Genomic DNA, 26,458 nt, shown 5'->3' with positions numbered 1-26,458 from the left:
ATGCTGGCGCCGATTCGTTATTCGGAATTTTTAACCACCATACCGATGGATAAGGCTGAGGAGATTTCCCCGGCTTGCGCTACGCTGAGCCGGGCTACTGAGTTGCCCCGGTAAGCGGTGCGCAACCGCGGGAATTCATGGATAGCCGTTATGAACGGCAATAACTAGCTAAACCAGGTGCCGCGTCGCCAGTGGCGGCGCCAGATCAGCGCCAGCGACAGGCCGCGCAGGGCGAGAAACACGGCCAGCGCCAGCCACAGGCCGTGATTGCCGAGCACCGGGACCGTAAGCAGCGTCACGGCGAAGCCGGCCGCGGCGACCGCCATGCTGTTCCGCATCTCCGCGCCGCGCGTCGCGCCAATAAACATGCCGTCCAGCAGATAGCACCAGACCCCGACCACCGGCAGGATCGTCTGCCAGATCAGATAGCGATCGGCCAGCTGCTGCAGGGAAGGCAGCGAGGTTAACAGCGCGATGATGTGCCCCCCCGCCAGGCTGTAAACCAGGGCAAACGCCAGCGCCACCATACCGGACTGCCGGCAGGCCGCCCGCCACACCTCCAGCAGCTGGCTGCCGTCGCGCGCGCCGTAGGCCTGGCCGGAGTGGGCCTCCACGGCATAGGCAAAGCCATCCAGCGCGTAGGCGGTAAAAGTCAGCATGGTCATCAGTACGGCGTTGACCGCCACGATATCGCTGCCCAGCCGGGCGCCGAAGACGGTCAGCGCGCCAAAGCACAGCTGCAGCAGGAGGGAGCGCAGCATGATGTCGCGATTCAACGCCAGCAGACGGCGCATGTCTCCGCGCCAGGCGTTTTTCAGCATCGCCAGCGACACGCCGCGCAGCGTCAGCACCCGCTTCGCCATCATCAGGCCGATAATCAGGGTCGCGTACTCCGCGGTGACCGTGGCCAGCGCCGCCCCCTGGACGTTCATCCGCAGGCCCATCACCAGCCACAGGTCGAGCACAATATTCAACAGATTACCGACCACCAGCAAAATCACCGGCGCCCGGGCGTACTGGACCCCCAGCAGCCAGCCGAGCAGCACCAGGTTGGCCAGCGAGGCGGGCGCGCTGAGCCAGCGGATTTCGAGAAACCGTCTCGCCTGCTCGAGAACCGCCTCGCTGCCGCCGACGATATGCAGGGCGAGGTTAATCAGTGGCAGGCGAAACAGGATAATCACCACCCCGGCGCCCAGCGCCAGGACCAGCGGCTGCACCAGCGCCCGCGCCAGTCGCAGCGGATCTTTGGCCCCCCAGGCCTGAGCGGTCAGCCCGGTGGTGCTCATGCGCAGAAACAGCAGCAGCATAAACAGGAAACTGGTGGCCGTTGCTCCGACCGCGACGCCGCCGAGGTATACCGGGCTGTCAAGGTGGCCGATCACTGCGGTATCCACCAGCCCCAGCAGCGGGACGGTGATATTGGAGAAAATCATGGGGAGTGCAAGGCGCCACAGCGCTTTATCGGCAGCGTTGAGCAGCATGTTCGGAGACCTGATAGAGGACAAACGTCGCAGCGTCATGCATCAGATGACGCTGCGCAGGGGCAGGCGTTACAGCCATTCTCCATTACGGATCACGCCAACGGCCAGACCCTCAATGGTAAAACTCTGCTGACGCAGATCGACAACGATAGGGGTAAACTCGCTGTTTTCCGGCAGCAGTTCGACGACGTTGCCCTGCTTTTTCAGGCGCTTGACCGTCACTTCATCGTCAATGCGCGCTACCACCACCTGGCCATTGCGCACATCCTGGGTTTTGTGGACCGCCAGCAGATCGCCATCCAGAATACCGATGTCTTTCATCGACATCCCGCTGACGCGCAGCAGAAAATCGGCGTTGGGCTTGAACATCGACGGGTCGACCTGATAGTGGCCTTCAATATGCTGCTGCGCCAGCAGCGGCTCACCGGCGGCGACGCGGCCGATCAGCGGCAGGCCGTGCTCTTCTTCCGTCAGCAGGCGGATACCGCGCGAGGCGCCGGAGACGATCTCGATTGCGCCTTTACGCGCCAGCGCTTTCAGGTGTTCTTCCGCCGCGTTTGGGGAACGGAACCCCAAGCGCTGAGCAATCTCCGCACGCGTCGGCGGCATGCCCGTCTGGCTGATATGATCCCGAATGAGATCAAACACCTCTTGCTGCCTGGTCGTTAACGCTTTCATTCCGCCCCCTGGGTGTATATACAGTTATGCTGTGAGTATATACAGCTAACGGTGATTTTGGAACCACATGGCACACAAAAATCGGCAGATTGTTTATATTTTGCGAGGGTTAGCGAAGAACGTTAGTGATAATGGCTCCACAGCAGCGTTCCCCAGGTGATCAGCGCGATGATAATCGCCAGCAGGACAGCCGCCGACCCCATGTCTTTGGCGCGCCCTGAAAGCTCATGATAATCCGAGCCAATACGGTCCACGACCGCCTCAATCGCGCTGTTGAGAATTTCGACTATCATCACTAGCAGGACCGAGCCAATCAGCAATACGCGGGTGATGGCGTCGACGTCCAGCCAGCAGGCTATTGCGACGGCCACAATGGCGGCGACGCCTTCCTGACGAAACGCGGCCTCGTTGATCCACGCCGCGCGAAATCCTTTCCAGGAGTAACCTGCCGCCTTAATGATTCGGGTTAACCCGGTGGTATTATTGGCCATCACAAAACCTTTTTTATGTAAATGACGTCGATGAGTGTACGCGTTTGCCGCGCGGTAACGGAAATTTTGCCCGCTTTCTGTTATTCTTGCCGCGCATTTGCATGATTAACCAGAGGCTTCACATCGTTTATGTCCGGCTGGCAACGAATTTACTATAAATTACTGAATTTACCATTACGGGTGCTGGTAAAAAGCAAGTCTATTCCGGCAGAGCCTGCTCAGGAATTAGGACTCGATACCTCGCGTCCGGTCATGTACGTCCTGCCCTATAACTCCAAGGCGGACCTGCTGACGCTGCGCGCCCAATGCCTGGCGCATGATTTACCTGACCCGCTAGAACCGCTGGAAATCGACGGCGCCCTGCTGCCGCGCTACGTATTCATCCACGGCGGGCCGCGCGTATTCACCTATTACACGCCAAAAGAAGAGTCCATCAAGCTGTTCCACGACTACCTCGATCTGCACCGCAACCATCCGGATCTCGATGTGCAAATGGTGCCGGTGTCGGTGATGTTCGGCCGCTCGCCGGGTCGTGAGAAAGGGGAAGTCAATCCGCCGCTGCGGATGCTTAACGGCATTCAGAAATTTTTCGCCGTCTCCTGGCTCGGCCGCGACAGCTTCGTGCGCTTCTCGCCTTCCGTATCGCTGCGTCGCATGGCCGATGAGCACGGTACTGATAAGATCATCGCCCAGAAACTGGCTCGCGTCGCGCGGATGCATTTTGCCCGCCAGCGCCTGGCCGCCGTCGGCCCGCGTCTGCCGGCCCGCCAGGATCTGTTTAACAAGCTGCTGGCGTCGAAGGCCATTGCCCGTGCGGTGGAAGACGAAGCACGCAGCAAGAAAATTTCCCACGAGAAGGCCCAGCAGAACGCGATTGCACTGATGGAAGAGATTGCCGCGAACTTCTCTTACGAGATGATCCGCCTGACCGACCGCATTCTCGGCTTCACCTGGAACCGCCTGTATCAGGGCATCAACGTGCATAACGCCGAGCGCGTACGCCAGCTGGCGCACGACGGCCATGAGATTGTCTATGTCCCCTGCCACCGCAGCCACATGGACTATCTGCTGCTCTCTTACGTCCTGTATCACCAGGGGCTGGTGCCACCGCACATCGCGGCGGGTATCAACCTTAACTTCTGGCCGGCCGGGCCAATCTTCCGCCGCCTCGGCGCGTTCTTTATTCGCCGCACCTTTAAGGGCAACAAGCTCTACTCCACGGTGTTCCGCGAGTACCTTGGTGAACTGTTCAGCCGCGGCTATTCCGTGGAGTATTTCGTCGAAGGCGGCCGCTCCCGTACCGGCCGTCTGCTCGATCCGAAGACCGGTACGCTGTCGATGACCATCCAGGCGATGCTGCGCGGCGGCACCCGGCCGATCACTCTGGTGCCGATCTATATCGGCTACGAGCACGTGATGGAGGTGGGGACCTATGCCAAAGAGCTGCGCGGCGCCACCAAAGAGAAAGAGAGTCTGCCGCAGATGCTGCGCGGCTTAAGCAAGCTGCGCAACCTTGGCCAGGGCTACGTTAACTTCGGCGAACCGCTGCCGCTGATGACCTACCTGAACCACCATGTGCCAGAGTGGCGGGAAGCAATTGACCCAATCGAAGCGGTCCGCCCCTCCTGGCTGACGCCGACGGTGAATAACATCGCCGCTGACCTGATGGTACGCATCAACAACGCCGGCGCGGCCAACGCCATGAACCTGTGCTGTACGGCGCTGCTGGCCTCCCGCCAGCGTTCGCTGACCCGTGAGCAGCTCACCCAGCAGTTAGAGTGCTACCTCGCGCTGCTGCGCAATGTGCCCTATTCTCCGGATGCGACCGCCCCATCCGCTTCGGCCAGCGAGCTTATCGACCATGCGCTGCAGATGAACAAGTTCGAAGTGGAGAAGGACACCATTGGCGACATCATCATTCTGCCGCGCGAGCAGGCGGTGCTGATGACCTACTATCGCAACAACATCGCCCATATGCTGGTGATGCCGTCGCTGTTAGCCGCCCTGGTGACTCAGCATCGTCATCTCAGCCGCGCCGAAGTGCTGCGCCATGTGGAAACGCTCTACCCGTTCCTCAAAGCCGAGCTGTTCCTGCGCTGGGAGAAAGCGGAGCTGGCCGGAGTAATGGATGCGCTGATTGCCGAGATGCTGCGTCAGGAGCTGATCGTCATCGATGGCGATGTGATGAGCCTTAACCCGTCGCACTCTCGCTCCCTGCAGCTGTTGGCCGCAGGCGCTCGCGAGACGCTGCAGCGTTACGCCATCACCTTCTGGCTGCTGAGCGCTAACCCGTCGATCAACCGCAGCTCGCTGGAGAAAGAGAGCCGTACCGTGGCGCAGCGCCTGTCGGTGCTGCATGGCATCAACGCGCCGGAGTTCTTCGACAAAGCAGTGTTCAGTACCCTGGTGTTGACCCTGCGCGATGAAGGCTATATCAGCGATACGGGCGATGCCGAGCCGGAAGAGACCCTGAAGGTCTACCGGATGCTGGCGGATTTGATTACATCGGATGTACGTCTGACGATCGAAAGCGTCACGCAGGACGACGCGTAACGCGGCGTTTGCCGTCCTCACCGCCCCCCGGTAAACCGGGGGGATGGGGACAGGGGTTTTACAGGTAGCTCATCGCCAGGCCGAGGAACAGCACCAGCCCGACGTAGTTGTTGTTCATAAACGCTTTAAAGCAGTTATCGCGGTCGCGATTGAAGATAAGCTTCTGCTGCCAGCCAAACAGACCCGCCGCCACGAACAGCGACCAGTAGTATTCCCAGCCCAGCCCATTCAGCCAGCCCACCGCGCCCATCAGCGCCAGCACGGCCACCTGCAGGATACCGATAATCAGACGATCGTTTTCGCCGAACAGGATCGCCGTCGATTTAATGCCGATCTTGACGTCGTCATCGCGATCCACCATCGCATACTGGGTATCGTAGGCCACCGCCCACAGAATGTTGGCGAGGAACATCAGCCAGCAGCTCAGCGGCAGCGATTCACTGACGGCCGAGAAGGCCATCGGGATCGACCAGCCAAAGGCCGCCCCCAGCACCACCTGCGGCAGATGGGTGTAGCGCTTCATAAACGGATAGACCCACGCCAGCGCCAGCGCCGCCACCGACAGCAAAATCGTCATGGTGTTGAGGGTAAGCACCAGCAGGAAGGAGAGCAGCACCAGAACGATAAACAGCGTTCGCGCCTCTTTCTCGGTGACGTCGCCGCTCGGCAGCGGACGGCGGGCGGTACGCTTTACGTGACCATCAAATTTTCGATCGGCATAGTCATTCACCACGCAGCCGGCGGCGCGCATCAGCCAGACGCCGGCGACAAAGACCGCCAGGATCCACAGCGGCGGGACGCCCGGCGAGGCCACCCATAGCGCCCACAGCGTCGGCCACAGCAGCAGCAAGGCGCCGATCGGTTTGTCAGTGCGCATCAGGCGATGAAACGCCAACAGCTTATTCTGCGACAGACTCCACTCCATTTTTTCTTCCTCTTAGTACAACGGCGACGCAGGCAAAAACAGCTCGGTCAGCAGCAGGGGTTTGCCGCTTAGCCGCAGGCGGGAACGACGTCCCCACAGCGCTGCATCGCGACCAATTTCAATAAAATCGCGGGTTAACGTCGACGACGTGAACAGGTATCGCCCCAGCGGGGTCTGCCCGAGCTGCTGTAGCGCCAGCTCCGGCCCACACAACGTCGACTCCGGCACCACCGTGCGCCCGGCCAGCCAGGGCTCACCGTCGGCATTGAGTATAATCTCCCGCAGCCAATAGCGCGGCTCGTCGGGCAACAGCGCCGCTTCGTCAGCCAGCGCCTCACGCCCGATATACCCTTCGTTAACCAGGGTGACGGTGACCTGCTTTCCTTGTTGCTCAAAACGCTGGGTCATTGAGTCCTCCAGCAGCAGCCAGTCACTCAGAGGCGGCGCCAGGGGCGGCATAACGGCAAAATAGCGCAGCGCACGCAGTCGCGTAAGCGCAGGATGGGACATGCCTGATTCTCCGGTACATAACGTGCAAGCATTGTATCGCAGAATAGGCGGTTGGTGGCGGGCAAACGTCAATATACGATCATTCACGCAACAGCCATGCAACAGACCGCCGCGCGTGCAAAAAAAGGTGCATCCCGGAGGATGCACCTAAAGGCTGTGCCTAAACATCAGCATTGTGGGGAGACGATTACCCCTTGCCTTTTACACTGCTGATAAAGGTGGAACGAGCGGATTTCGAGCCGAGGCGCTCAGCTTCGTTCATCAATTTCAGGGCTTTGTCGATGTCACCTTGTTTCACCGCCTGCTTAATACCGTTATTGAAGTAGGTTTCGGTATCGCTGAGCATCGGTTCGCTTTTAGCGGCCGGCGCCGTAGCGGCTGCGGCGGCTGGCGCGGCTACCGGCGCCGCGGTGTTACCGACGGTGACCGGGCCCGGGCCGGAGGAGCCGAACAGCGGCCCCACCAGCACGCTGGAGGTGCTGTTGGTTTTCACTTTCAGCTTCAGCACGCCATCGGTGGTATGTTTGGCGATGGGATCCGGAATGTCCGGCGCCGCATTGCCTGCGCCTTTGGCATAGGCTTTCGCCGGATCCAGCAGGGTGGTGGTCTGCTGGAGATCTTTTTCAGTGGTAAATACCAGCACATAGAGCTTCTGCTGGCCCAGCGCCGGGGTCAGGCGCATCACGCCGCCCAGGCGATCGGCAGTCATCACGCCCGGCTGCTGATAGGTGAAGTAGTTGCTGGGGAAGAACGCCGCTGGCGTCATGTTCTGGTCGAGAATCAGCACGTTCGGCGCAAAAATCTGCTTATGTTTGTTCAGCTCGCTGTCGAGGGTCAGGGTCAGCTCACCGATATTGGCCGGCACGCTCCAGGCGGCGACCGGTCCGACGATCCCCGGTACATCCAGGCGTTGACCGCCGGTGGTTAAATCTACGCTCTGCGTCTTCGATTGATCGGCAGGCGTCCAGATCAGCTGCTGCAGCGCACTGGCTGGAATAGACGGCGCGGCGCTGGTGTTCTGCGGTACAAAGTTAACATCGGCAAGGCTCATCCCCGGCACGCATGCCAACATCCCTGCGGATAAACACAGAGCGACGAGAGTTTTCTTCATTTTCATTCTTCTCACCTTGGATAGCATCGGTTTAGCGGTAGCCAGGCAATAGCGCGCTAACCCTGAATAGTCAGGAGGGGCCGATGCCCCTCCCAGGTTACACCCGTCCTGCGGACGGTATTACCACCACACTTCCATCTGGGCACCGAAGGTAACTTCGCTGTCGTCACCGCGGCTGGAGGTGAAAGCGCCGCTTCCGCTGCTGTCTTTTGTCTGCAGACCGGAGGTGTTGCTGTAGCCCCAGTTTTCATCCCACTTCGCGTAGGTTGCGAAGATACGGATAGCCGGACGAGACCAGACGCTGTTCCCTGCCTGCCATTGCTGAGCCAGAGTAATTTTGTACTGGTTGTTGTTTTCGCTGGTACGCTGGGATTTCACGTTGTCGTAACCGATTTCCAGCTGGGTGCTCATGATCGGCGTCCATTTGTACATCGGACGAACACCCACGGTGTACCAGGTGGAGCCGTTTTTGCTGTCCAGATCCACGTCCTGGTACATCGCAACGTACATCAGGCCCCAGTCATCGTTGAAGTCCATCGCGCCGTGATCCAGAACGCGGATCATGCTGCCGTTGTTATCGATGCTGGTCCCTTGAGAGTGGCCGCTGTTCCAGGAGGTCATTGCGTCAGTGGCGTACTGAACGACAAACTTGTTGAAGCCGCCCCAGATGGACTGAGTATGTTCACCGGTCCACATCCAGCCGTCTTTCGACGCGCCGTCTTCCAGACGGTAGTCATCCTGCGGGTTAGCACGGCCGTAATCGACGCCTAACTCCAGCACGCCGCCCGGGTTGGTTTCCAGGCCCGCCAGACGGATGTCAAAGACGTCGTTGGCAGTTTTCGCAGCATATTTTTTGGTGTCATCGCTGGAGAAAGTATAAGAGCCGCCGCTTTCTGAGTTACGGGTAGCGGCCAGAGAGAGCTTACCGAAGCCAAGGTCAACGTTTTCCAGACCTGCACCCGGGCCGGAGATATCCCAGTAGTAGAAGTCGATCATGTGAACGTCATGACGCTGATAGAAGCGTTTACCCGCCCACAGCGTGGAGCCCGGCAGCCAGTCGATCAGGTTTTTACCCTGGATGTTGGCTTCACGGAACGCCGGAGAGGTGCTTTCCCAGTCATCTTCCTGATTCACGGAATAGGCAACGTTAGTATCGAAATAAAAACTCTTATCCCCTTCCTTCCACAGCTCCTGGCCCAGCTTCAGTTCCGCATAGGTTTCACATTCGTTACCAAGACGGTATTTACTTTGAGCGCCGGTCGCTTTGAAGCACTGTTGCTCGCCGCCGCTGCCGGTCCAGCCAATGCCGGAACGCGCGTAGCCATGGAAATCGACAGCCAGCGCCTGAGCAGACATAACGCCTGCCGCGACGGCGACCGCCAGTGGAAGTTTGCGCAGAGTAATCATCATTCTATCTCCTGAGATCATTGCTTTTCTTTGCACGCTTCGCCGGTGTACCGCCAGCCGGGTTCGCGCCTTTTTTTAATGGGAAGCCTTACACGCCCGGCTCTTTATGCAGCCGACGACAAGCGGTGCCATCCTCACGGAATAAATGGCAACGTTCTGGCGGCAAACCGATGGCGAATGTGGCTCCCTCTTCTACCAACACCACGTCGTTCTGGCGGTAAACCAGGTTCTGACGGATGGCGGGGATCTGGATATGAATTTGCGTTTCGTGACCTAACTGCTCGACGACCTGAACCTCACCTTCGAGGGTCACATCGGCGATATCGCTGGGCAGTAAATGCTCCGGGCGGATACCTAAGGACATGTTGGCGCCCGCCTGAACGTTGGCGCTGTCCACCGGCAGCCAGATTTGCTGACGGTTCGGCAGTTCAACCTGCACCTGATCGATAGCCGTCGCGGTGACTTTAACCGGCAGGAAGTTCATCTTCGGTGAACCGATAAAGCCGGCGACGAAGCGGTCAGCCGGATAGTGATAGAGTTCCAGCGGTTTCCCGACCTGCGCCACCCGGCCAGCGTCGAGGACCACGATCTTGTCCGCGAGGGTCATCGCTTCCACCTGATCGTGGGTGACATAGATCATGGTGCGGCCCAGTCGCTTATGCAGACGGGAGATTTCGATACGCATCTGGACGCGCAGGGCGGCATCGAGGTTGGAAAGCGGCTCATCCAGCAGGAAGACGCTCGGCTCAGCCACCAGGGTACGACCAATCGCCACGCGCTGGCGCTGACCGCCGGAGAGGGCTTTCGGTTTACGCTCCAGCAGATGGGCCAGCTGCAGCACTTCCGCAACCTGGGTCACCCGCTGGTTAATCAGATCTTTTTTCGCGCCGGCCAGCTTCAGGCCAAACGACATATTTTCCGCAACGGAAAGGTGGGGATAGAGCGCATAAGACTGGAATACCATCCCAACGCCGCGTTCTGCCGGTGGGATCTCGTTCATGCGGGTGTCCCCGATAAACAGGTCCCCGCTGGTAATAGTTTCTAACCCGGCAATCATACGCAGCAGGGTAGATTTGCCGCAGCCCGATGGCCCGACAAACACGACGAATTCCCCTTCGTGGATATCGAGATTGATATCTTTCGATACCACCACGTCACCCCAGGCTTTCGTTACATTTCGCAGCTGTACGCTCGCCATGCCCTTCTCCCTTCGTTACAACCTGTCACTAACAGTCACATTCAAGATGGGTCGACTATGCGGCATTCATTAGCCGGGCAAATCCTCCACCCCCCGGCTTTTTTATGGGGGAGGAGATGGGAGGATGAGAGATTGGCTCTCGCCGCGGGGGATGGCGGGCGGCGCGTGATTTCGTGATGGAGGCGACAAAATTGGGCGCTTTTTTCTGTGCTCCAGGACGCAATACGGCCGTTTTTGCAATGGAGATCACACAACCAGCGGGTGGGGCGTAGACCTGGGGAGGATGGAAAGGGGTTGTTAAAAAAGGAAACTCATCATCGTTAAGCCACCGAAGTGTATCCACGAGTACAACACCAAAAAGGACGGGTATATGAAAATCAAAACTGGCGCTCGCATCCTCGCGCTGTCGGCACTGACCACGATGATGTTTTCCGCCTCTGCCCTCGCGAAAATTGAAGAAGGTAAGCTGGTTATCTGGATTAACGGCGACAAAGGCTACAACGGCCTCGCTGAAGTGGGTAAAAAGTTTGAAAAAGACACCGGCATTAAAGTTTCCGTAGAACACCCGGACAAGCTGGAAGAGAAATTCCCGCAGGTTGCGGCGACCGGCGACGGCCCGGACATCATCTTCTGGGCGCATGACCGTTTCGGCGGCTACGCGCAGTCCGGCCTGCTGGCGGAAATCACCCCGGACAAAGCGTTCCAGGACAAACTCTATCCGTTCACCTGGGATGCCGTTCGCTATAACGGCAAACTGATCGCCTACCCGATCGCGGTGGAAGCGCTGTCCCTGATTTACAACAAAGACCTGGTGCCGAACCCGCCGAAGACCTGGGAAGAGATCCCGGCGCTGGATAAAGAACTGAAAGCGAAAGGTAAGAGCGCGCTGATGTTCAACCTGCAGGAACCGTACTTCACCTGGCCGCTGATCGCTGCCGACGGCGGATACGCGTTCAAGTTTGAAAACGGCAAGTACGATGTGAAAGACGTCGGCGTGGACAGCGCAGGCGCGAAAGCTGGCCTGACCTTCCTGGTTGACCTGATCAAGAACAAGCACATGAATGCCGATACCGATTACTCCATCGCGGAAGCGGCCTTCAACAAAGGTGAAACCGCGATGACCATCAACGGTCCGTGGGCGTGGTCTAACATCGATAAGAGCAAGGTTAACTACGGCGTGACCCTGCTGCCGACCTTTAAAGGCAAACCATCGAAACCGTTCGTTGGCGTGCTGAGCGCGGGGATCAACGCCGCCAGCCCGAATAAAGAGCTGGCGAAAGAGTTCCTCGAAAACTACCTGATGACCGATCAGGGTCTGGAATCGGTTAACAACGACAAACCGCTGGGTGCCGTGGCGCTGAAATCCTTCCAGGAAAAACTGGAAAAAGATCCGCGCATCGCCGCCACCATGGCGAACGCCCAGAAAGGCGAAATCATGCCTAACATCCCACAGATGTCTGCCTTCTGGTATGCCGTTCGTACCGCGGTTATCAACGCCGCCAGCGGTCGTCAGACTGTCGATGCTGCGCTGAAGGATGCCCAGAGCCGTATCACCAAGTAAGAAAACGGCGGGTGGCGCTTGCGCTTACCCGCCCTACCACTACGGCTCGGACCGTAGGTCAGGTAAGCGAAGCGCCACCTGACAAATAAGCTTTCACCGCTGTAGAGGATGATCCCCATGGATGCCGTTAAAAAGAAACACTGGTGGCAAAGTCCGCAACTCACATGGTCTGTGATTGGCTTACTGTGCCTGCTGGTGGGTTACCTTGTTGTTTTGATGTACGCCCAGGGGGAGTACCTGTTCGCCATCATGACGCTGATTTTAAGCTCAGTTGGCCTGTATATTTTCGCTAACCGCAAGGCTTATGCCTGGCGCTATGTCTATCCCGGCCTCGCCGGCATGGGCCTGTTTGTCCTGTTTCCGCTGATCTGTACTATCGCTATCGCGTTCACCAACTACAGCAGCACCAACCAGCTGACCTTTGAGCGCGCGCAGCAGGTGCTGATGGATCGCTCCTTCCAGGCCGGCAAAGCCTATAACTTCACGCTGATCCCGGCAGGCGACGAGTGGAAGCTGGCCCTGACCGACGGTGAGAGCGGTAAAAACTACCTTTCCGACGCCTTTAAATTCGGCGGCGAGCAGAAGCTGGCGTTAAAAGAAACCGACGCCCTGCCGGAAGGCGAGCGCGCCAACCTGCGCGTCATTACCCAGAACCGCACCGCGCTGAACCAGCTGACCGCCGTGCTGCCTGACGACAGCAAAGTGATCATGAGCTCGCTGCGCCAGTTCTCCGGCACCCAACCGCTGTATACGCTTGGCGAAAACGGCGTGCTGACCAACAATCAAACCCACGTCAAATACCGCCCGAACAACGACGTTGGTTTCTACCAGGCCATCAACGCCGACGGTAGCTGGGGCACAGAAAAGCTGAGCCCGGGCTACACCGTGACTATCGGCTGGGACAACTTTACCCGCGTCTTCCACGATGAAGGCATCCAGAAACCGTTCTTCGCGATCTTCGTCTGGACGGTGGTGTTCTCGGTGCTGACCGTGGTGCTGACCGTCGCGGTGGGGATGATCCTTGCCTGCCTGGTGCAGTGGGAAGCACTGAAAGGCAAAGCGATTTACCGCGTCCTGCTGATTCTGCCGTATGCCGTACCGTCATTTATTTCGATTCTGATTTTCAAAGGTCTGTTCAACCAGAGCTTCGGTGAAATCAACATGATGCTCAGCACGCTGTTCGGCATTAAGCCGGCGTGGTTTAGCGACCCGACCACCGCGCGCACCATGATCATCATCGTCAACACCTGGCTGGGCTACCCGTACATGATGATCCTGTGCATGGGGCTGCTGAAGGCGATTCCGGACGATCTGTACGAAGCGTCGGCAATGGATGGCGCCGGCCCGTTCCAGAACTTCTTTAAAATTACCTTCCCGCTGCTGATTAAGCCGCTGACGCCGCTGATGATCGCCAGCTTCGCCTTTAACTTTAACAACTTCGTCCTGATTCAACTGTTGACCAACGGCGGTCCGGACCGTCTCGGCACCACCACCCCGGCCGGTTATACCGACCTGCTGGTGAGCTACACCTACCGTATTGCCTTTGAAGGCGGCGGCGGTCAGGACTTCGGCCTGGCGGCGGCTATCGCCACGCTTATCTTCCTGCTGGTTGGCGCGTTAGCGATTGTGAACCTGAAAGCCACACGCATGAAGTTTGATTAATTGGAATAACCAGGCGTTATTGGCGCGGGCAGTTTGGACTCGGCCAGCGCGGAAGAACCGGAGCGTACACGTAGTACGTGAGGATTCTGAGCACTGCCCGAGTTCAAAATGGCAAGCAAAATAGCCTGGTGCGAATTCAAGGGGAGTAAAATTACAATGGCTATGGTCCAACCCAAATCGCAGAAGCTACGTTTATTTACCACGCATCTCCTGCTACTGATTTTTATCGCCGCGATTATGTTTCCGCTGCTGATGGTTATCGCCATCTCGCTGCGCGAGGGTAACTTCGCCACCGGCAGCCTGATCCCGGATACCATCTCCTGGGAGCACTGGCGTCTGGCGTTAGGCTTCAGCGTCGAACACGCGGATGGCCGCGTCACGCCGCCGCCGTTCCCGGTCCTGCTGTGGCTGTGGAACTCGATTAAGGTCGCCGGGATTACCGCGATCGGTATCGTCGCCCTCTCCACCACCTGCGCCTACGCTTTTGCCCGTATGCGCTTCCCGGGGAAAGCGACCCTGCTGAAAGGGATGTTGATTTTCCAGATGTTCCCGGCGGTGCTGTCGCTGGTGGCGCTGTACGCGTTGTTTGACCGCCTGGGCCAGTACATCCCGTTCGTCGGCCTCAACACCCACGGCGGCGTGATCTTTGCCTACATGGGCGGTATCGCCCTGCACGTCTGGACCATCAAAGGCTACTTCGAAACCATCGATGGCTCGCTGGAAGAAGCGGCGGCGCTGGATGGCGCGACCCCATGGCAGGCGTTCCGCCTCGTACTGCTGCCGCTGTCGGTGCCGATTCTGGCGGTGGTCTTTATTCTGTCGTTCATCGCGGCTATCACCGAAGTGCCGGTCGCCTCGCTGCTGCTGCGCGATGTGAACAGCTATACCCTGGCGGTAGGTATGCAACAGTATCTCAACCCGCAGAACTATCTGTGGGGCGACTTTGCCGCCGCGGCGGTACTCTCCGCCATCCCGATTACGGTCGTGTTCCTGCTGGCGCAGCGCTGGCTGGTGAACGGCCTGACGGCGGGCGGGGTGAAAGGTTAAGTTTTTTGTAACACCGGCCCCAAATTTCAGAGGAGGGCCGACGGTCTAGCCGCAATACACGACCCCAACCGGGTATTGTCGCCGTCGCCCTCAGCTGAAAAAGTAAGGCCAATGCCACTGCTATCCTCAACTGGACCCTACATAAATTCTATTTGTGACTGTTGGTCAGCGGCCCTGGAGGCCGCTTTTTTTTATTCGCGTTTCAGGCGATTAGAGTTACACAGCCAGAGCGTAATCACCAGAATCAGGATCGCGGCGGAATAAATAAGTACCGCCATCGGCGACTCATGGTCGATGATGATCAGACGCACAATCGCGGTGATGCCGATATAGACAAAATAGCGCAGCGGGAAATGGAACCCCGACTGAAAATACTTGACGATCAGCGCGATAAACTCGAAGTAGAGAAAGTAGACCACCAAACCTTCCACCAGCCGGTACTTACTGGTCGGCTCCGGGGTAAAGAGGACATCGGCCAGATGCAGCGTCTCTTTACCGAGGAAGACGATCAGGATAATCCCCAGGCATAGCAGCCCAAGATTCAAAACCGTTTGCATCGCAGTGGCGATAAAATTCACCAGTGGGCGATAAACCGACGACATATTCACACCTCATAATCAGTCCGTGTTGCGTCCGGTATAGCGCAAAAGTGTGATCCAGATCTACAGTTACCCCTCACCGCGTGGGCTTTAATTTTTTTCGCCCTCAGGGCAGGATTTCGGCAAAAGAGAAAAATGCTCTCCTTAACGGCGTGTGATCGACATAACTGATTCCCATGATTTGCATAAAAATTTGCTTATACAATCATTGTTAATCAATAGCTTAATTTACATACAAGCCTGCATGTTTAGATATGGCTAAAAATAAAATTTTTCTCCAGACCTTAATAAATAAAGGGTTATTTGAGAAAGTTTTTTTCTGCCGATTCCCTTAGCATATTTCCTCATCATCTTACGTCCAGGAATCATAATAATGTCTGACCAAACATCCTCTCTTTTTATTCGCTGGCTACAGCGAGAAGTCGCACCAGCATTAGGTTGCACTGAACCCGTTGCTATTTCATTTACCACCGCTTACGCCGCGAAACATTTAGCGATACCCTGCGAAAAAATTAGCGGTTTTATTTCTGCCAACCTGTATAAAAACGCCACGGGCGTCACGATTCCCGGCACGACAGTGAATGGCGTCGCGCTGGCCGCCGCCATCGGCGCCTTTGGCGGCGATGCCGATAAGGGATTACAGACCCTGGCAGGCATTACTTCACAGCATGTGGAACAGGCACAAGCGCTGGTGGACGCCGGCCACGTTAATATTGACGTCCAGGACACGCCTGACTTTATTCATCTCGATCTCACCCTCAGCGCCGGTGACCAGACCTGTCGCGTCGTGGTAAAAGGCACGCATACCAATGTGGTCGAGTTATATATTAATGGCGAACAGCAGCCATTACACGCCGGGGAAAATAGCGCCACAGCACAGGCCGAACTGCCAACTTTCTCTCTCCAGGAAGCGTATGACTTTATTATCTCCACCCCGGTTGAGAATATTACGTTTATTCTGGAAGCCGCCCGCCTCAATAGCGCACTGGCTGCAGAAGGAAAATCGAAAAAGTATGGGTTGAATATTAACGGAACATTCTCTGAAGCCGTTAAAAATGGTTTGTTAAGCAATGACTTAATGAGTGAGGTCATTATCAACACCGTCGCGGCTTCCGATGCGCGTATGGGCGGCGCCCCGGTGGTGGCTATGTCGAACTTCGGCTCTGGCAACCAGGGGATCGCGGCGACCATGCCGGTGGTAACCGTCGCCGAGCATCTGAATGCCGATGAAGAGACGCTCGCTCGCGCGCTGGCGCTCTCGCATCTGACGGCCATTTCCATCCATTCGCGCTATACCCGCCTGTCCGCACTGTGCGCGGCCTCCACCGCCGCCATGGGCGCCGCCGCCGGTATGGCATGGCTGTTTACCCGCAATATCGAAACCATCAACACCGCCATCATCAATATGATTAGCGATGTTACCGGCATGATTTGTGATGGCGCCTCCAACAGCTGCGCGATGAAGGTGTCCTCAGTGGTTTCCAGCGCCTTTAAATCTGTATTGATGGCGATGCAAAACCGCTGCGCCAGCGCCAACGACGGCATTGTCTGCGCCGACGTCGAACAATCGATTAATAACCTGTGCCGCCTCGTGATTAAGCCTATGGCGCAAACTGATAAAGAGATCATTCGCATTATGGTCAGCAAATAAGACCAGCCCTTGTGTACCCTACGCAATAATGATTTATTGCCTGCACCAACAGGTATTTTACGATGAATAAAAAAGTCATATTACGCGGCGCCAGCGCCATTATGCCCCTGTGCATCGGGGACTTTCCTTTCTCGTTCATTGTTGGCGCGTTAAGCGTCAGCGCCGGAATGAGCGTCTGGCAAAGTACCGCGTGGTCGGCGATTGTGATTGCCGGCTCGGCGCAAATGCTGGCACTGAATATGTTAAAAACCGGCGCCACGCTCGGCGTGATTATTTTCACCACATTAATTATTAATCTTCGCCACGTGCTGTATAGCGCCTCTATTTCCGGTACCGTGCGCGAAGCCTCATTCTTTAAAAAATGCTTTATGTCCTATGCGCTCACCGACGAGGTGTATGCCACCACCGTCAAAGAGATGGAAGGAAATAAAAAGGAAAAATATCTGTTTTATGGCTCGGCGATGATCACCTTCTGGGCGATTTGGGTGCTGGCCGATTTTCTTGGCGCGCTGGTCGGCGCCTCGTTTCCCCACATTGAAAAATACGGTCTCGATTTCGCCATGGTCGCCGCCTTTATCGCCATCGTGGTGCCACAAATTAAAAGCCAGGCCTGCACCGTCGCCGCGGTAGTGGCCGCCGTTTCCGGCGTGCTGTTAGTGGTCCTGCCCTACTCGCTGGGTATCGTCGTCGCCTCCGTGCTCGGCGTCCTCGCCGGCCTGTGCGTCGACCTGGCGGAAGAGCGCAAGCAGAGGGCAACAACCGAATCCGATATGCCGTTAGTGGAGGCGCTGGAAAATGAGTAATAGCTACTTTATCGCCCTGACGCTGGGCATGGCCGCGGTCACTTTTCTTATTCGTTTCTCGTTTATCGGCCTGGCCGGCAAGATCCAGATGTCTGAGCGGGTGACCAAAACATTGCGCTTCGTGCCGGTCACCGTCCTGCCGGCCATCATCACCATTCAGATCCTGAGCGTGAATTCCAGCATGGAGTTCGACTTAAAAAATCCGAAGGTGATCGCCGCTATTATCTGTACGCTCGCCAGCTTCCGTTTGGGTCTGGTGTGGGTGGTGGTCAGCGGCGTCGGCTCACTGGTGCTGTTGAATTATTTTCTGTAACTGTTTGAAGGGTAACCCCATGATTATTAGTACCGCTGACGCACCCGCCGCGATTGGTCCGTACGTTCAGGGCGTCAATCTCGGCGCGATGACCATCACCTCCGGCCAGCTGCCCATTAATCCGCAGGACGGCACCATGCCCGACGACATTGCCGAACAGGCGCGCCAGTCGCTGGAGAACGTGAAAGCCATCGTCGAAGCCGCCGGCCTCAGCGTTGGTCAGATCGTCAAAACCACGGTGTTTGTGAAAGACCTGGCGGATTTTGCCGCCATCAATGCCGCCTACGAGGCCTTCTTTACCGAACATCAGGCGGCCTTTCCGGCGCGCTCCTGCGTGGAAGTGGCCAGATTACCGAAAGACGCTGGCGTCGAAATCGAAGCGATCGCTTTCGCCCGTTAACCCCCCGGCTGGAGGAAGAACCTCCAGCCCCTTCCCCACCGATTTTTGTCGTTTCACGTTGTTCATATTACAGGCACTATGGCCACTGAACGACCCGAGGAACGCAGCATGTTGACTATCCGAAAGGCATTACCCGACGACGCGCCACAACTGAGCGCGATGGGTTATGCCAGTTACCAGCACCACTTCGCCCATCTCTGGCGCAATGCCGATGAACTGGCGTTATTTCTTAAGCAAGAATATGCCGAAGATGCGCTACATCGGAGTCTGACCGATGCCAACCATCATTGGCTCATCGCCGAAGCCGCTTCCCCCGTTGGTTTCGCTAAATATAGCTATCAACAGCGAATGGCTGACGACGGCACGACTGGTACGCTGCTGCATAAGCTCTACCTGATGCCGGGGGAGACTGGCCACCGCTACGGCGAGCAGATTTTTCACGCTGTCGAGACGCGAGCAAAAACGGCTGGTGAACGCTGGCTGTGGCTGGAAGTACTCGCCGCGAATCCCGCCGCGCGCCGTTTTTACGAACGCCAGGGGATGCAGCACATCAGAGACACAACTTTTCATTCCGCCAGCCAGCAAAGCACCTTACATATTCTGGCCAAACCGCTATGAGAGGAACTATGCCTGAGCTTCGTGACACCGGCGTACGTAACGTCGTTTGTGGTGAAAATGTCGTTATTTACCAGCCCGCCAACCTGTACGACTGCATGCTGGGTGATAACGTCTTCGTAGGGCCGTTCGTTGAGATCCAGGGGAATACCCGCATCGGCGCGGAGAGTAAAATCCAGTCCCATACCTTTATCTGCGAATACGTCACCATTGGCCGGCGCTGTTTTATCGGTCACGGGGTGATGTTCGCCAACGATCTGTTTCGCGACGGCAAACCAAACGCCGACCGCGCCAGCTGGGGGCGGATTGAGATTGGCGATGACGTGTCGATCGGTAGCGGCGCCACGATTCTGGCCGTCAGTATCTGCGACGGCGTGGTGATTGGCGCGGGCAGCATGGTGACGAAGTCCATCACCGAGAGAGGCGTGTGGGCGGGGAATCCAGCCCGCCTGCTGCGACGGCTGTAAAAAAAATGCCGACCATAAGGTCGGCATTCCGTCTTAGCTGCGCAAGCGTTATGCGCGCCAGGCTTTATAACGGTTAATCAGACCGTTAGTGGAGCTGTCGTGGCTGCTGACTTCGCTGCCGTCTTTCAGCTCCGGCAGGATGCGGTTAGCCAGCTGTTTGCCCAGCTCAACGCCCCACTGGTCGAAAGTGAAGATGTTGAGGATCGCGCCCTGGGTGAAGATTTTGTGCTCGTACAGAGCAATCAGCGCCCCGAGGCTGAACGGGGTGATCTCACGCAGCAGGATGGAGTTAGTCGGGCGGTTGCCTTCGAACACTTTGAACGGCACCACGTGCTCCAGGGTCGCCGGATCTTTACCCTGATCGCGATATTCCTGCTCCACCACCTCACGGGATTTACCGAAGGCCAGGGCTTCGGTCTGGGCGAAGAAGTTGGACAGCAGCTTCGGATGATGATCGGAGAGCGGGTTGTGGGTGATAGCCGGGGCGATGAAATCGCACGGTACCATTTTGGTGCCCTGATGGATCAGCTGGTAGAACGCGTGCTGACCGTTGGTGCCCGGCTCGCCCCAGATGATCGGACCCGTCTGGTAGTCCACGGCGTGGCCATTACGGTCAACATACTTACCATTGGACTCCATGTTGCCCTGCTGGAAGTAGGCGGCAAAACGGTGCATGTACTGGTCGTACGGCAGAATCGCTTCGGTTTCTGCCCCGAAGAAGTTGTTGTACCAGATACCGATCAGCGCCAGCAGTACCGGCAGGTTTTTCTCCGCCGGGGTGGTGGAGAAGTGTTTATCCATCGCATGCGCGCCGGACAGCAGCTCAACGAAGTTGTCGAAGCCCACGGAGAGAATGATGGACAGGCCAATCGCCGACCACAGGGAGTAACGGCCGCCAACCCAGTCCCAGAATTCGAACATGTTGGCGGTGTCGATGCCGAACTCGCCAACCGCTTTCGCGTTGGTGGAGAGCGCCGCGAAGTGTTTAGCCACGTGCTTGTCGTCGCCCGCGGTCGCCAGGAACCAGTCGCGCGCGCTGTGGGCGTTGGTCATGGTCTCCTGGGTGGTGAAGGTTTTGGACGCGACCAGGAACAGGGTGGTTTCCGGATTGACGCTCTTCAGCACTTCGGCAATGTGGGTGCCATCGACGTTGGAGACAAAGTGCATGTTGAGGTGGTTTTTATACGGACGCAGCGCTTCGGTGACCATGAACGGACCGAGGTCGGAGCCGCCGATACCAATGTTGACCACGTCGGTGATCGGTTTGCCGGTGTAGCCTTTCCAGCTACCGGAGATAATCGCTTCAGAGAAGGTTTTCATCTTCTCCAGCACAGCGTTCACTTCCGGCATCACATCTTTGCCATCAACCACAATCGGCGTGTTGCTGCGGTTGCGCAGCGCGACGTGGAGTACCGCGCGATCTTCGGTGCGGTTGATCTTTTCACCGGAGAACATCGACTTGATGGCGCCCGCCAGGTCGGTCTCTTTCGCCAGATCCTGTAGTTTAGCCAGCGTCTCTTCGGTGATGCGGTTTTTGGAGAAGTCCACCAGCATCAGATCGTCAAACGTCGCGGAAAACTTAGAAAAACGGTCGCTATCTTTGGCGAACAGCTCGCTGATAGTGACATCTTTCATTTCGTCGAAGTGTTTCTGTAATGCCTGCCAGGCAGAGGTCTGCGTTGGGTTGATGTTTTTCATTAGCAATACTCTTCTGATTTGAGATTGTGACTTCGGTCGATTGTAGCGCCGGTGACGGAAAATTGTGATGATTTTTGTGACTTGTCCCTGACGCCGGTCAGGAATCGGGTCAATACGGAGTAAAAAGCCCCATTAGTATAGCTATCATAAGGCTTTTTTCTGTTAGCCGCAGGGGCATGAAAAATCCGCATAACCGCAGCGTTGACATAGCTGGCGTTAAGCCTTTATATATCCGCAGTGCTTACGTATTGTAAGTATCTATTGCTCGCGCATTTCACGCTACAGCGAAAGGGTATTCGCGGGGGATATAATGTCCTTATTCCCCCGGCCAGGTGAAAGACGTCGGTAATTGCCAGAAGAGGTGCGTTGCCCAGGTAACCGTATTGGAGGAACCAGTCCGGCGAAAATACGTGAGGGGGAGCAACGCCGAGGTGAAAGAGCGTCTGGTTACGCTCCTCACCGGCCACAGGGGCTGAATCCCCTGGGTTGTCACCAGAAACGTTCGCAGTCGGGCGTTTCATACCCGAACACTTCAGCGCCCAGAGCGGTGAGTCGGGTCTACAAGGTGGAGCACTTCTGGGTGACATCGTAGTTGTTTATCATTCTGCGCCACCCTGTTTATCGCTCTTCCCTTGTGCCATGGCTGAATAATTTGGCCTGGCTTATTAAGACATTTTGTTGCGATCCGGCGGCATCCAGCCCCTGCCAGGATAGGTGTTCAGGAATCGTTTTAATAAGTCAGGCCCCCTGACACGAGGTTGTTATGACAGATTTAGTCGTCGCCAAATTTGGCGGCACCAGCGTTGCTGATTTTGACGCGATGAACCGCAGCATTGATGTGGCGCTGCTTGATGCCAATACCCGTATTGTTGTGCTCTCCGCCTCTGCCGGCGTGACCAACATTCTGGTGGCCTTAGCGGAAGGGCTGGAACCCACCGAACGTTTTTCCCAGCTGGACGCTCTGCGCCAGATCCAGTTCAATATTCTGGAGCGTTTGCGCTATCCCAACGTGATCCGCGAAGAGATTGAGCGCCTGCTGGAAAATATCACCACGCTGGCGGAAGCCGCCGCGCTCGCCTCCTCTAGCGCGCTGACTGACGAACTGGTCAGCCATGGCGAACTGATGTCCACCCTGCTGTTTGTGGAGATTCTGCGTGAACGCGGAATTCAGGCGCAATGGTTTGACGCCCGTAAAGTGCTGCGCACTAACGATCGCTTTGGCCGCGCCGAACCGGATATCGCCGCTGTCGCCGAACTGACCCAGCAGCAGCTGACGCCGCGTCTCGCGGAAGGCCTGGTGGTGACGCAGGGCTTTATCGGCAGCGAAGCGAAGGGCCGCACCACCACCCTCGGCCGCGGCGGCAGCGATTATACCGCCGCTCTGCTCGGCGAAGCGCTGAATGCCACCCGCGTCGATATCTGGACCGATGTGCCCGGGATCTATACGACCGACCCGCGCGTCGCACCAGCGGCGAAACGCATCGACGTCATCGCCTTTGAAGAGGCGGCGGAAATGGCCACCTTCGGCGCTAAAGTGCTGCACCCGGCGACCCTGCTGCCTGCCGTGCGCAGCGATATCCCGGTATTTGTCGGATCCAGTAAAGAACCTAAAGCGGGCGGTACGCTGGTGTGTAAAACCACCGAGAACCCGCCGCTGTTCCGCGCGCTGGCGCTGCGTCGCCGCCAGACGCTGCTGACGCTACACAGCCTGAATATGCTGCACTCCCGCGGCTTCCTCGCCGAAGTGTTCGGTATTCTGGCGCGCCATAACATCTCCGTCGATTTGATCACCACCTCCGAAGTGAGCGTGGCCCTGACCATGGACACCACTGGCTCAACCTCTGCGGGCGATACCCTGCTGACCCAGGCGCTGCTGACCGAGCTCTCCTCGCTGTGTCGCGTGGAAGTGGAAGAAGACCTGGCGCTGGTTGCCCTGATCGGCAACGAGCTGTCGAAAGCCTGCGGCGTCGGCAAAGAGGTGTTTGGCGTCCTTGATCCGTTTAACATCCGCATGATCTGCTATGGCGCATCCAGCCACAACCTCTGCTTCCTGGTCCCTGGCGCCGATGCGGAGAAGGTGGTGCAGACGTTGCATCATAATTTGTTTGAATAAAATTCCTTAGCACGATAAACAATACCTATAGCCGGGCTCGAACCCGGCTTTTTTATAACAACATCAACACAACCAGCTGACCAGCTCGCCGCCCTACCGGTTCGGCGCGGCCGGTTTGCGTATCGCAAGGAACACAACATGCTCGCAACTCTGACGCGGCTGTTCCCGTTATGGGCACTGCTGCTCTCCGTTCTGGCCTATTACACCCCCACCACTTTCACCCCGATCGGCCCGTGGGTTACCACCCTGCTGATGCTGATTATGTTCGGTATGGGGGTACATCTAAAGCTGGCGGATTTCAAACGCGTCCTGTCGCGTCCGACGCCGGTCGCTGCAGGGATATTTCTGCACTATCTGGTGATGCCGCTCGCCGCCTGGCTGCTGGCGCTGCTGTTTCATATGCCGCCGGAGCTCTCCGCAGGGATGGTGCTGGTGGGCAGCGTCGCCAGCGGGACGGCCTCCAACGTGATGATCTTTCTGGCCAAAGGGGACGTGGCGCTGTCGGTGACTATCTCCTCGGTCTCCACCCTGGTCGGCGTCATCGCGACGCCGCTGCTGACCCGTCTGTACGTCGACGCGCACATTCAGGTCGACGTCATGGGGATGTTGCTGAGCATTCTGCAGATTGTGGTCATTCCCATCGCCCTGGGGCTGATTGTCCATCATCTGCTGCCGAAGGTGGTGAAAGCGGTGGAACCGTTCCTCCCCGCTTTCTCGATGGTGTGCATTCTGGCGATCATCAGCGCGGTGGTGGCGGGTTCCGCGGCCCATATCGCGTCCGTTGGCCTGGTGGTGATTATCGCGGTGATCCTGCATAACACCATTGGCCTGCTCGGCGGCTACTGGGGCGGACGTCTGTTTGGTTTTGATGAATCCACCTGCCGTACGCTGGCGATCGAGGTAGGGATGCAGAACTCCGGCCTGGCGGCCGCGCTGGGTAAAATTTACTTCGGCCCGCTGGCGGCGCTGCCGGGAGCCCTGTTCTCCGTCTGGCATAACCTGTCCGGTTCGCTGCTGGCCGGATACTGGTCAGGGAAGCCCATCGCCAAAAAAGCCAGCAAGCGCTGAGCGTGACACGTCCGGGCGCAGGCCCGGGCGTGTGCGTTATCCAATCTGCAAACGTACTGGTTTACCTAACTTCATTAACATCATGACTAACGCATCCAGGGTAAACTTACTGGTTTTCTGATTGACCACATCTGAAATGCGTGGGCGCGAAATGCTCAACTTCGCGGCAGCATCGGCCTGCTTCAATTGATGTTCATCTATCCACTCAGCGATTTCCTGCATTAACTGTCGTTTAAGCGCCATCAACTGCTCAACTTCTTTTTCCGCTTGTCCGCGAAGCTGCTCTGCGTCAGCATCATCAAAGCCCAGTTCACTGAATATATTGCTCTCTTCAGAGGTCACATGACGGATACCATCCACACTCTTACGATTCATTTATGACTCCTGTGTTCCTGCTGTATAACCCGCAAACGGCTTCTGACAATCTGTTTTTCGTGTTCGGCGGTCCGGCGCGTCTTTTTGTTAAAACAGTGCAGGACATATATCGCCTCTGCAAAACGGGCCAGATAAATTACCCGATATGCACCGGAAAAGTGGCGCAGGCGGATTTCTTCAACCCCCCGTCCCAGTTGAGGCATTGCTTTCCAGTCCGCAGCCTCTAAACCTGACTGTAAACGATAAAGCTGGAATCCAGCATCTCTGCGGACGTCCTCAGGAAACTGGCGCAGATCGTCAAAGGAAGAGCCCATCCAGACGATACGCCTTAATCTTGGTTGCTGATTGAGCATACCACATCCTTGTATAAAATTTTATACACCACTCGCCCGATATTTATCGTCGATAACAGGTTGATCGTGCCGTTACCCTAAGCCAGTTCACCTCACGGGTCACGAACGAGGGAAATATTCTGCGAGGCGCTTTCCGGATGCGTTCTATTTTGCGCTGATTACCGTACACTGGGTGCTCTGGTCTGACTGAGGGCACCACCATGGCACTCCCCCGAATTACACAAAAAGAGATGACCGAGCGCGAACAGCGCGAATTGAAAACGCTGCTTGACCGCGCGCGCATTGCGCACGGCCGCCCGCTGAGCAATGCGGAAACGAACAGCGTGAAAAAGGAATATATCGATAAGCTGATGGCGCAGCGCGAAGCGGAAGCGAAGAAAGCCCGCCAGGTGAAAAAACAGCAGGCTTATAAGACGGATAAGGAAGCAACCTTTTCCTGGTCGGCGAATACGCCGACCCGCGGCAGGCGTTAGCGCCCTTTCTTTTTACGTCCCGGCTGGGTGAAACGTCTGCCGTTGCCAGCCGGGCGGCCTTTATCGTTGCTATTTTCCACCTTCACCACCGGGCGCTTGATCCCGGGGGTCGCCGCTTTGGCCTTCGGCTTCGCTTTCGGCTTCGCTTCGGAAGAGGAGTTTTCAATCAGCTTGAACAGGTCGATCAGCTCGTCATCGGTCAGATCGCGCCACTCACCCAACGGGATCCCCGTCAGGCTGACGTTCATGATCCGCGTACGCTCAAGCTTCGTCACTTCATAGCCAAAGTGCTCGCACATGCGACGGATCTGGCGGTTTAACCCCTGCACAAGGGTGATGCGGAAAACGAACGGCGCCTCTTTCTTTACCTTACATTTTTTGGTCACGGTCCCGAGAATCGGTACCCCCGCGCCCATGCCGCGAATGAAATCATCGGTCACCGGCTTATCGACCGTAACCAGATACTCTTTTTCATGGTCGTTGCCGGCGCGCAGGATCTTATTCACCAGGTCGCCATGATTGGTGAGGAAAATCAGCCCCTGGGAGTCTTTATCCAGACGGCCGATAGGGAAGATACGCTTGCTGTGGTTGACGAAATCGACAATGTTGTCGCGCTCGCCGTCTTCTGTGGTGCTCACAATGCCGACCGGCTTATTCAGCGCAATCAGCACCAGATCATCCGCTTCGCGCGGCTCAATCAACCGTCCGTTAACTTTGACCAGGTCGCCAGGCTTCACCTGATCGCCAATCGTGGCGCGCTTGCCATTGATAAAGACGTTGCCTTGTTCAATAAAGCGGTCCGCTTCGCGACGCGAGCAGATGCCGCTTTCACTGATGTATTTGTTTAATCGGGTTGATGAGTCGGGCAGCATAGATTCTCCTGTAAAAGCGAAATATACCCTACCT

Annotated in this window: 26 protein-coding genes and 1 riboswitch; of the genes, 13 read left to right on the top strand and 13 right to left on the bottom strand. The window is 57.0% G+C overall.

The genetic code is table 11. The features are described from left to right. Positions 1–164: 164 nt before the first annotated feature. The 3 genes from dinF to ACQUTP_RS18750 all read right to left on the bottom strand — a co-directional run bounded on the left by dinF (position 165) and on the right by ACQUTP_RS18750 (position 2,650). A complete protein-coding gene (gene dinF, locus ACQUTP_RS18760; protein WP_004206292.1) occupies positions 165–1,481 on the bottom strand; it encodes an MATE family efflux transporter DinF in 1,317 nt (438 codons plus the stop codon). A 69-nt stretch (positions 1,482–1,550) separates the two neighbouring features. Continuing rightward, the gene (gene lexA, locus ACQUTP_RS18755; RefSeq protein WP_004206291.1) at positions 1,551–2,159 is read right to left on the bottom strand and encodes a transcriptional repressor LexA; all 609 of its coding nucleotides are present in this window, start codon (positions 2,157–2,159) and stop codon (positions 1,551–1,553) included. Between the two features lie 122 nt (positions 2,160–2,281). Beyond that, the gene (locus tag ACQUTP_RS18750; protein WP_004206290.1) at positions 2,282–2,650 is read right to left on the bottom strand and encodes a diacylglycerol kinase; all 369 of its coding nucleotides are present in this window, start codon (positions 2,648–2,650) and stop codon (positions 2,282–2,284) included. A gap of 129 nt (positions 2,651–2,779) precedes the next feature. Here ACQUTP_RS18750 and plsB point away from each other — a divergent pair, with 129 nt between their 5' ends. After that, complete coding sequence (gene plsB / locus ACQUTP_RS18745; protein WP_004206289.1) at positions 2,780–5,203, top strand: glycerol-3-phosphate 1-O-acyltransferase PlsB; 2,424 nt, start codon at positions 2,780–2,782, stop codon at positions 5,201–5,203. Positions 5,204–5,261: 58 nt separating this feature from the next. On the opposite strand, the gene ubiA is transcribed toward plsB, so the two are convergent. The 5 genes from ubiA to malK all read right to left on the bottom strand — a co-directional run bounded on the left by ubiA (position 5,262) and on the right by malK (position 10,354). Next, positions 5,262–6,128, bottom strand: coding sequence for a 4-hydroxybenzoate octaprenyltransferase (ubiA, locus tag ACQUTP_RS18740; protein ID WP_002884808.1), 867 nt, complete (start codon positions 6,126–6,128; stop codon positions 5,262–5,264). Positions 6,129–6,140: 12 nt separating this feature from the next. Then, positions 6,141–6,638, bottom strand: coding sequence for a chorismate lyase (gene ubiC, locus ACQUTP_RS18735; protein ID WP_017900123.1), 498 nt, complete (start codon positions 6,636–6,638; stop codon positions 6,141–6,143). 187 nt (positions 6,639–6,825) lie between these two features. Beyond that, positions 6,826–7,755 (bottom strand): maltose operon protein MalM, encoded by a 930-nt coding sequence (gene malM / locus ACQUTP_RS18730; protein ID WP_004206287.1) that lies wholly within the window; start codon positions 7,753–7,755, stop codon positions 6,826–6,828. Between the two features lie 114 nt (positions 7,756–7,869). Continuing rightward, positions 7,870–9,159 (bottom strand): maltoporin, encoded by a 1,290-nt coding sequence (locus tag ACQUTP_RS18725; RefSeq protein ID WP_002884747.1) that lies wholly within the window; start codon positions 9,157–9,159, stop codon positions 7,870–7,872. Positions 9,160–9,244: 85 nt separating this feature from the next. Next, positions 9,245–10,354, bottom strand: coding sequence for a maltose/maltodextrin ABC transporter ATP-binding protein MalK (gene malK / locus ACQUTP_RS18720; RefSeq protein ID WP_002884743.1), 1,110 nt, complete (start codon positions 10,352–10,354; stop codon positions 9,245–9,247). Positions 10,355–10,724: 370 nt separating this feature from the next. On the opposite strand from malK, the gene malE reads away from it, so the two are divergent. From malE to malG, 3 genes are all read left to right on the top strand, one after another. Next, positions 10,725–11,915 (top strand): maltose/maltodextrin ABC transporter substrate-binding protein MalE, encoded by a 1,191-nt coding sequence (gene malE / locus ACQUTP_RS18715; RefSeq protein ID WP_004206285.1) that lies wholly within the window; start codon positions 10,725–10,727, stop codon positions 11,913–11,915. A gap of 117 nt (positions 11,916–12,032) precedes the next feature. After that, the gene (gene malF / locus ACQUTP_RS18710) at positions 12,033–13,577 is read left to right on the top strand and encodes a maltose ABC transporter permease MalF (protein ID WP_017900124.1); all 1,545 of its coding nucleotides are present in this window, start codon (positions 12,033–12,035) and stop codon (positions 13,575–13,577) included. A 156-nt stretch (positions 13,578–13,733) separates the two neighbouring features. After that, the gene (gene malG, locus ACQUTP_RS18705) at positions 13,734–14,624 is read left to right on the top strand and encodes a maltose ABC transporter permease MalG (RefSeq protein WP_002884725.1); all 891 of its coding nucleotides are present in this window, start codon (positions 13,734–13,736) and stop codon (positions 14,622–14,624) included. Positions 14,625–14,815: 191 nt separating this feature from the next. Here malG and psiE read toward each other — a convergent pair whose 3' ends face one another. Beyond that, the gene (psiE, locus tag ACQUTP_RS18700) at positions 14,816–15,226 is read right to left on the bottom strand and encodes a phosphate-starvation-inducible protein PsiE (RefSeq protein ID WP_004206282.1); all 411 of its coding nucleotides are present in this window, start codon (positions 15,224–15,226) and stop codon (positions 14,816–14,818) included. A 370-nt stretch (positions 15,227–15,596) separates the two neighbouring features. Between psiE and ACQUTP_RS18695 the strand changes: the two genes are divergently transcribed. The 6 genes from ACQUTP_RS18695 (at position 15,597) to ACQUTP_RS18670 (ending at position 19,472) form a co-directional block, all read left to right on the top strand. Further along, a complete protein-coding gene (locus tag ACQUTP_RS18695; protein ID WP_004206279.1) occupies positions 15,597–16,874 on the top strand; it encodes a serine dehydratase subunit alpha family protein in 1,278 nt (425 codons plus the stop codon). Positions 16,875–16,936: 62 nt separating this feature from the next. Further along, the gene (locus tag ACQUTP_RS18690; protein ID WP_004206277.1) at positions 16,937–17,677 is read left to right on the top strand and encodes an AzlC family ABC transporter permease; all 741 of its coding nucleotides are present in this window, start codon (positions 16,937–16,939) and stop codon (positions 17,675–17,677) included. Further along, the gene (locus tag ACQUTP_RS18685) at positions 17,670–17,990 is read left to right on the top strand and encodes an AzlD domain-containing protein (protein WP_004206276.1); all 321 of its coding nucleotides are present in this window, start codon (positions 17,670–17,672) and stop codon (positions 17,988–17,990) included. Before ACQUTP_RS18690 ends, ACQUTP_RS18685 begins: the two co-directional genes overlap by 8 nt. Before the next feature lie 19 nt (positions 17,991–18,009). Then, on the top strand, positions 18,010–18,390 hold the full coding sequence (locus tag ACQUTP_RS18680; protein ID WP_101994269.1) for a RidA family protein: 381 nt from the start codon (positions 18,010–18,012) through the stop codon (positions 18,388–18,390). Positions 18,391–18,498: 108 nt separating this feature from the next. Next, on the top strand, positions 18,499–19,008 hold the full coding sequence (locus ACQUTP_RS18675; RefSeq protein ID WP_049004387.1) for a GNAT family N-acetyltransferase: 510 nt from the start codon (positions 18,499–18,501) through the stop codon (positions 19,006–19,008). An 8-nt stretch (positions 19,009–19,016) separates the two neighbouring features. After that, positions 19,017–19,472, top strand: coding sequence for an acyltransferase (locus ACQUTP_RS18670; protein WP_428902429.1), 456 nt, complete (start codon positions 19,017–19,019; stop codon positions 19,470–19,472). A 48-nt stretch (positions 19,473–19,520) separates the two neighbouring features. Here the strand turns inward: ACQUTP_RS18670 and pgi are convergent, their stop codons facing one another. Further along, positions 19,521–21,170 (bottom strand): glucose-6-phosphate isomerase, encoded by a 1,650-nt coding sequence (pgi, locus tag ACQUTP_RS18665; protein WP_004206271.1) that lies wholly within the window; start codon positions 21,168–21,170, stop codon positions 19,521–19,523. Between the two features lie 348 nt (positions 21,171–21,518). After that, a riboswitch (Lysine riboswitch) is annotated at positions 21,519–21,754 on the top strand. Positions 21,755–21,933: 179 nt separating this feature from the next. Here pgi and lysC point away from each other — a divergent pair. Further along, entirely contained in the window at positions 21,934–23,283 is a 1,350-nt protein-coding gene (lysC, locus tag ACQUTP_RS18660; RefSeq protein WP_017900129.1) for a lysine-sensitive aspartokinase 3, read from the top strand. Between the two features lie 138 nt (positions 23,284–23,421). Then, entirely contained in the window at positions 23,422–24,351 is a 930-nt protein-coding gene (gene panS, locus ACQUTP_RS18655; RefSeq protein WP_136084751.1) for a ketopantoate/pantoate/pantothenate transporter PanS, read from the top strand. Positions 24,352–24,387: 36 nt separating this feature from the next. Here panS and ACQUTP_RS18650 read toward each other — a convergent pair whose 3' ends face one another. Together ACQUTP_RS18650 and ACQUTP_RS18645 are read right to left on the bottom strand one after the other, a co-directional pair. Next, entirely contained in the window at positions 24,388–24,726 is a 339-nt protein-coding gene (locus ACQUTP_RS18650; protein WP_004206819.1) for a helix-turn-helix domain-containing protein, read from the bottom strand. Beyond that, entirely contained in the window at positions 24,723–25,079 is a 357-nt protein-coding gene (locus ACQUTP_RS18645; RefSeq protein ID WP_004206820.1) for a type II toxin-antitoxin system RelE/ParE family toxin, read from the bottom strand. The genes ACQUTP_RS18650 and ACQUTP_RS18645 overlap by 4 nt, the downstream gene beginning before the upstream one ends. A 200-nt stretch (positions 25,080–25,279) precedes the next feature. Between ACQUTP_RS18645 and ACQUTP_RS18640 the strand changes: the two genes are divergently transcribed. Continuing rightward, entirely contained in the window at positions 25,280–25,552 is a 273-nt protein-coding gene (locus ACQUTP_RS18640) for a DUF3811 domain-containing protein (RefSeq protein WP_004177859.1), read from the top strand. Here the strand turns inward: ACQUTP_RS18640 and rluF are convergent. After that, the gene (gene rluF / locus ACQUTP_RS18635; RefSeq protein WP_285756496.1) at positions 25,549–26,424 is read right to left on the bottom strand and encodes a 23S rRNA pseudouridine(2604) synthase RluF; all 876 of its coding nucleotides are present in this window, start codon (positions 26,422–26,424) and stop codon (positions 25,549–25,551) included. The genes ACQUTP_RS18640 and rluF overlap by 4 nt on opposite strands. Between the last annotated feature and the right edge of the window lie 34 nt (positions 26,425–26,458).

Origin of the sequence: Klebsiella sp. 2-CIP_Kleb. (assembly GCF_050378715.1) — a bacterium.
Lineage (GTDB): Bacteria > Pseudomonadota > Gammaproteobacteria > Enterobacterales > Enterobacteriaceae > Klebsiella > Klebsiella quasipneumoniae.
The sequence above is the reverse complement of the archived record's forward strand: the minus strand, read 5'-3'. Positions and strand labels throughout refer to the sequence as shown.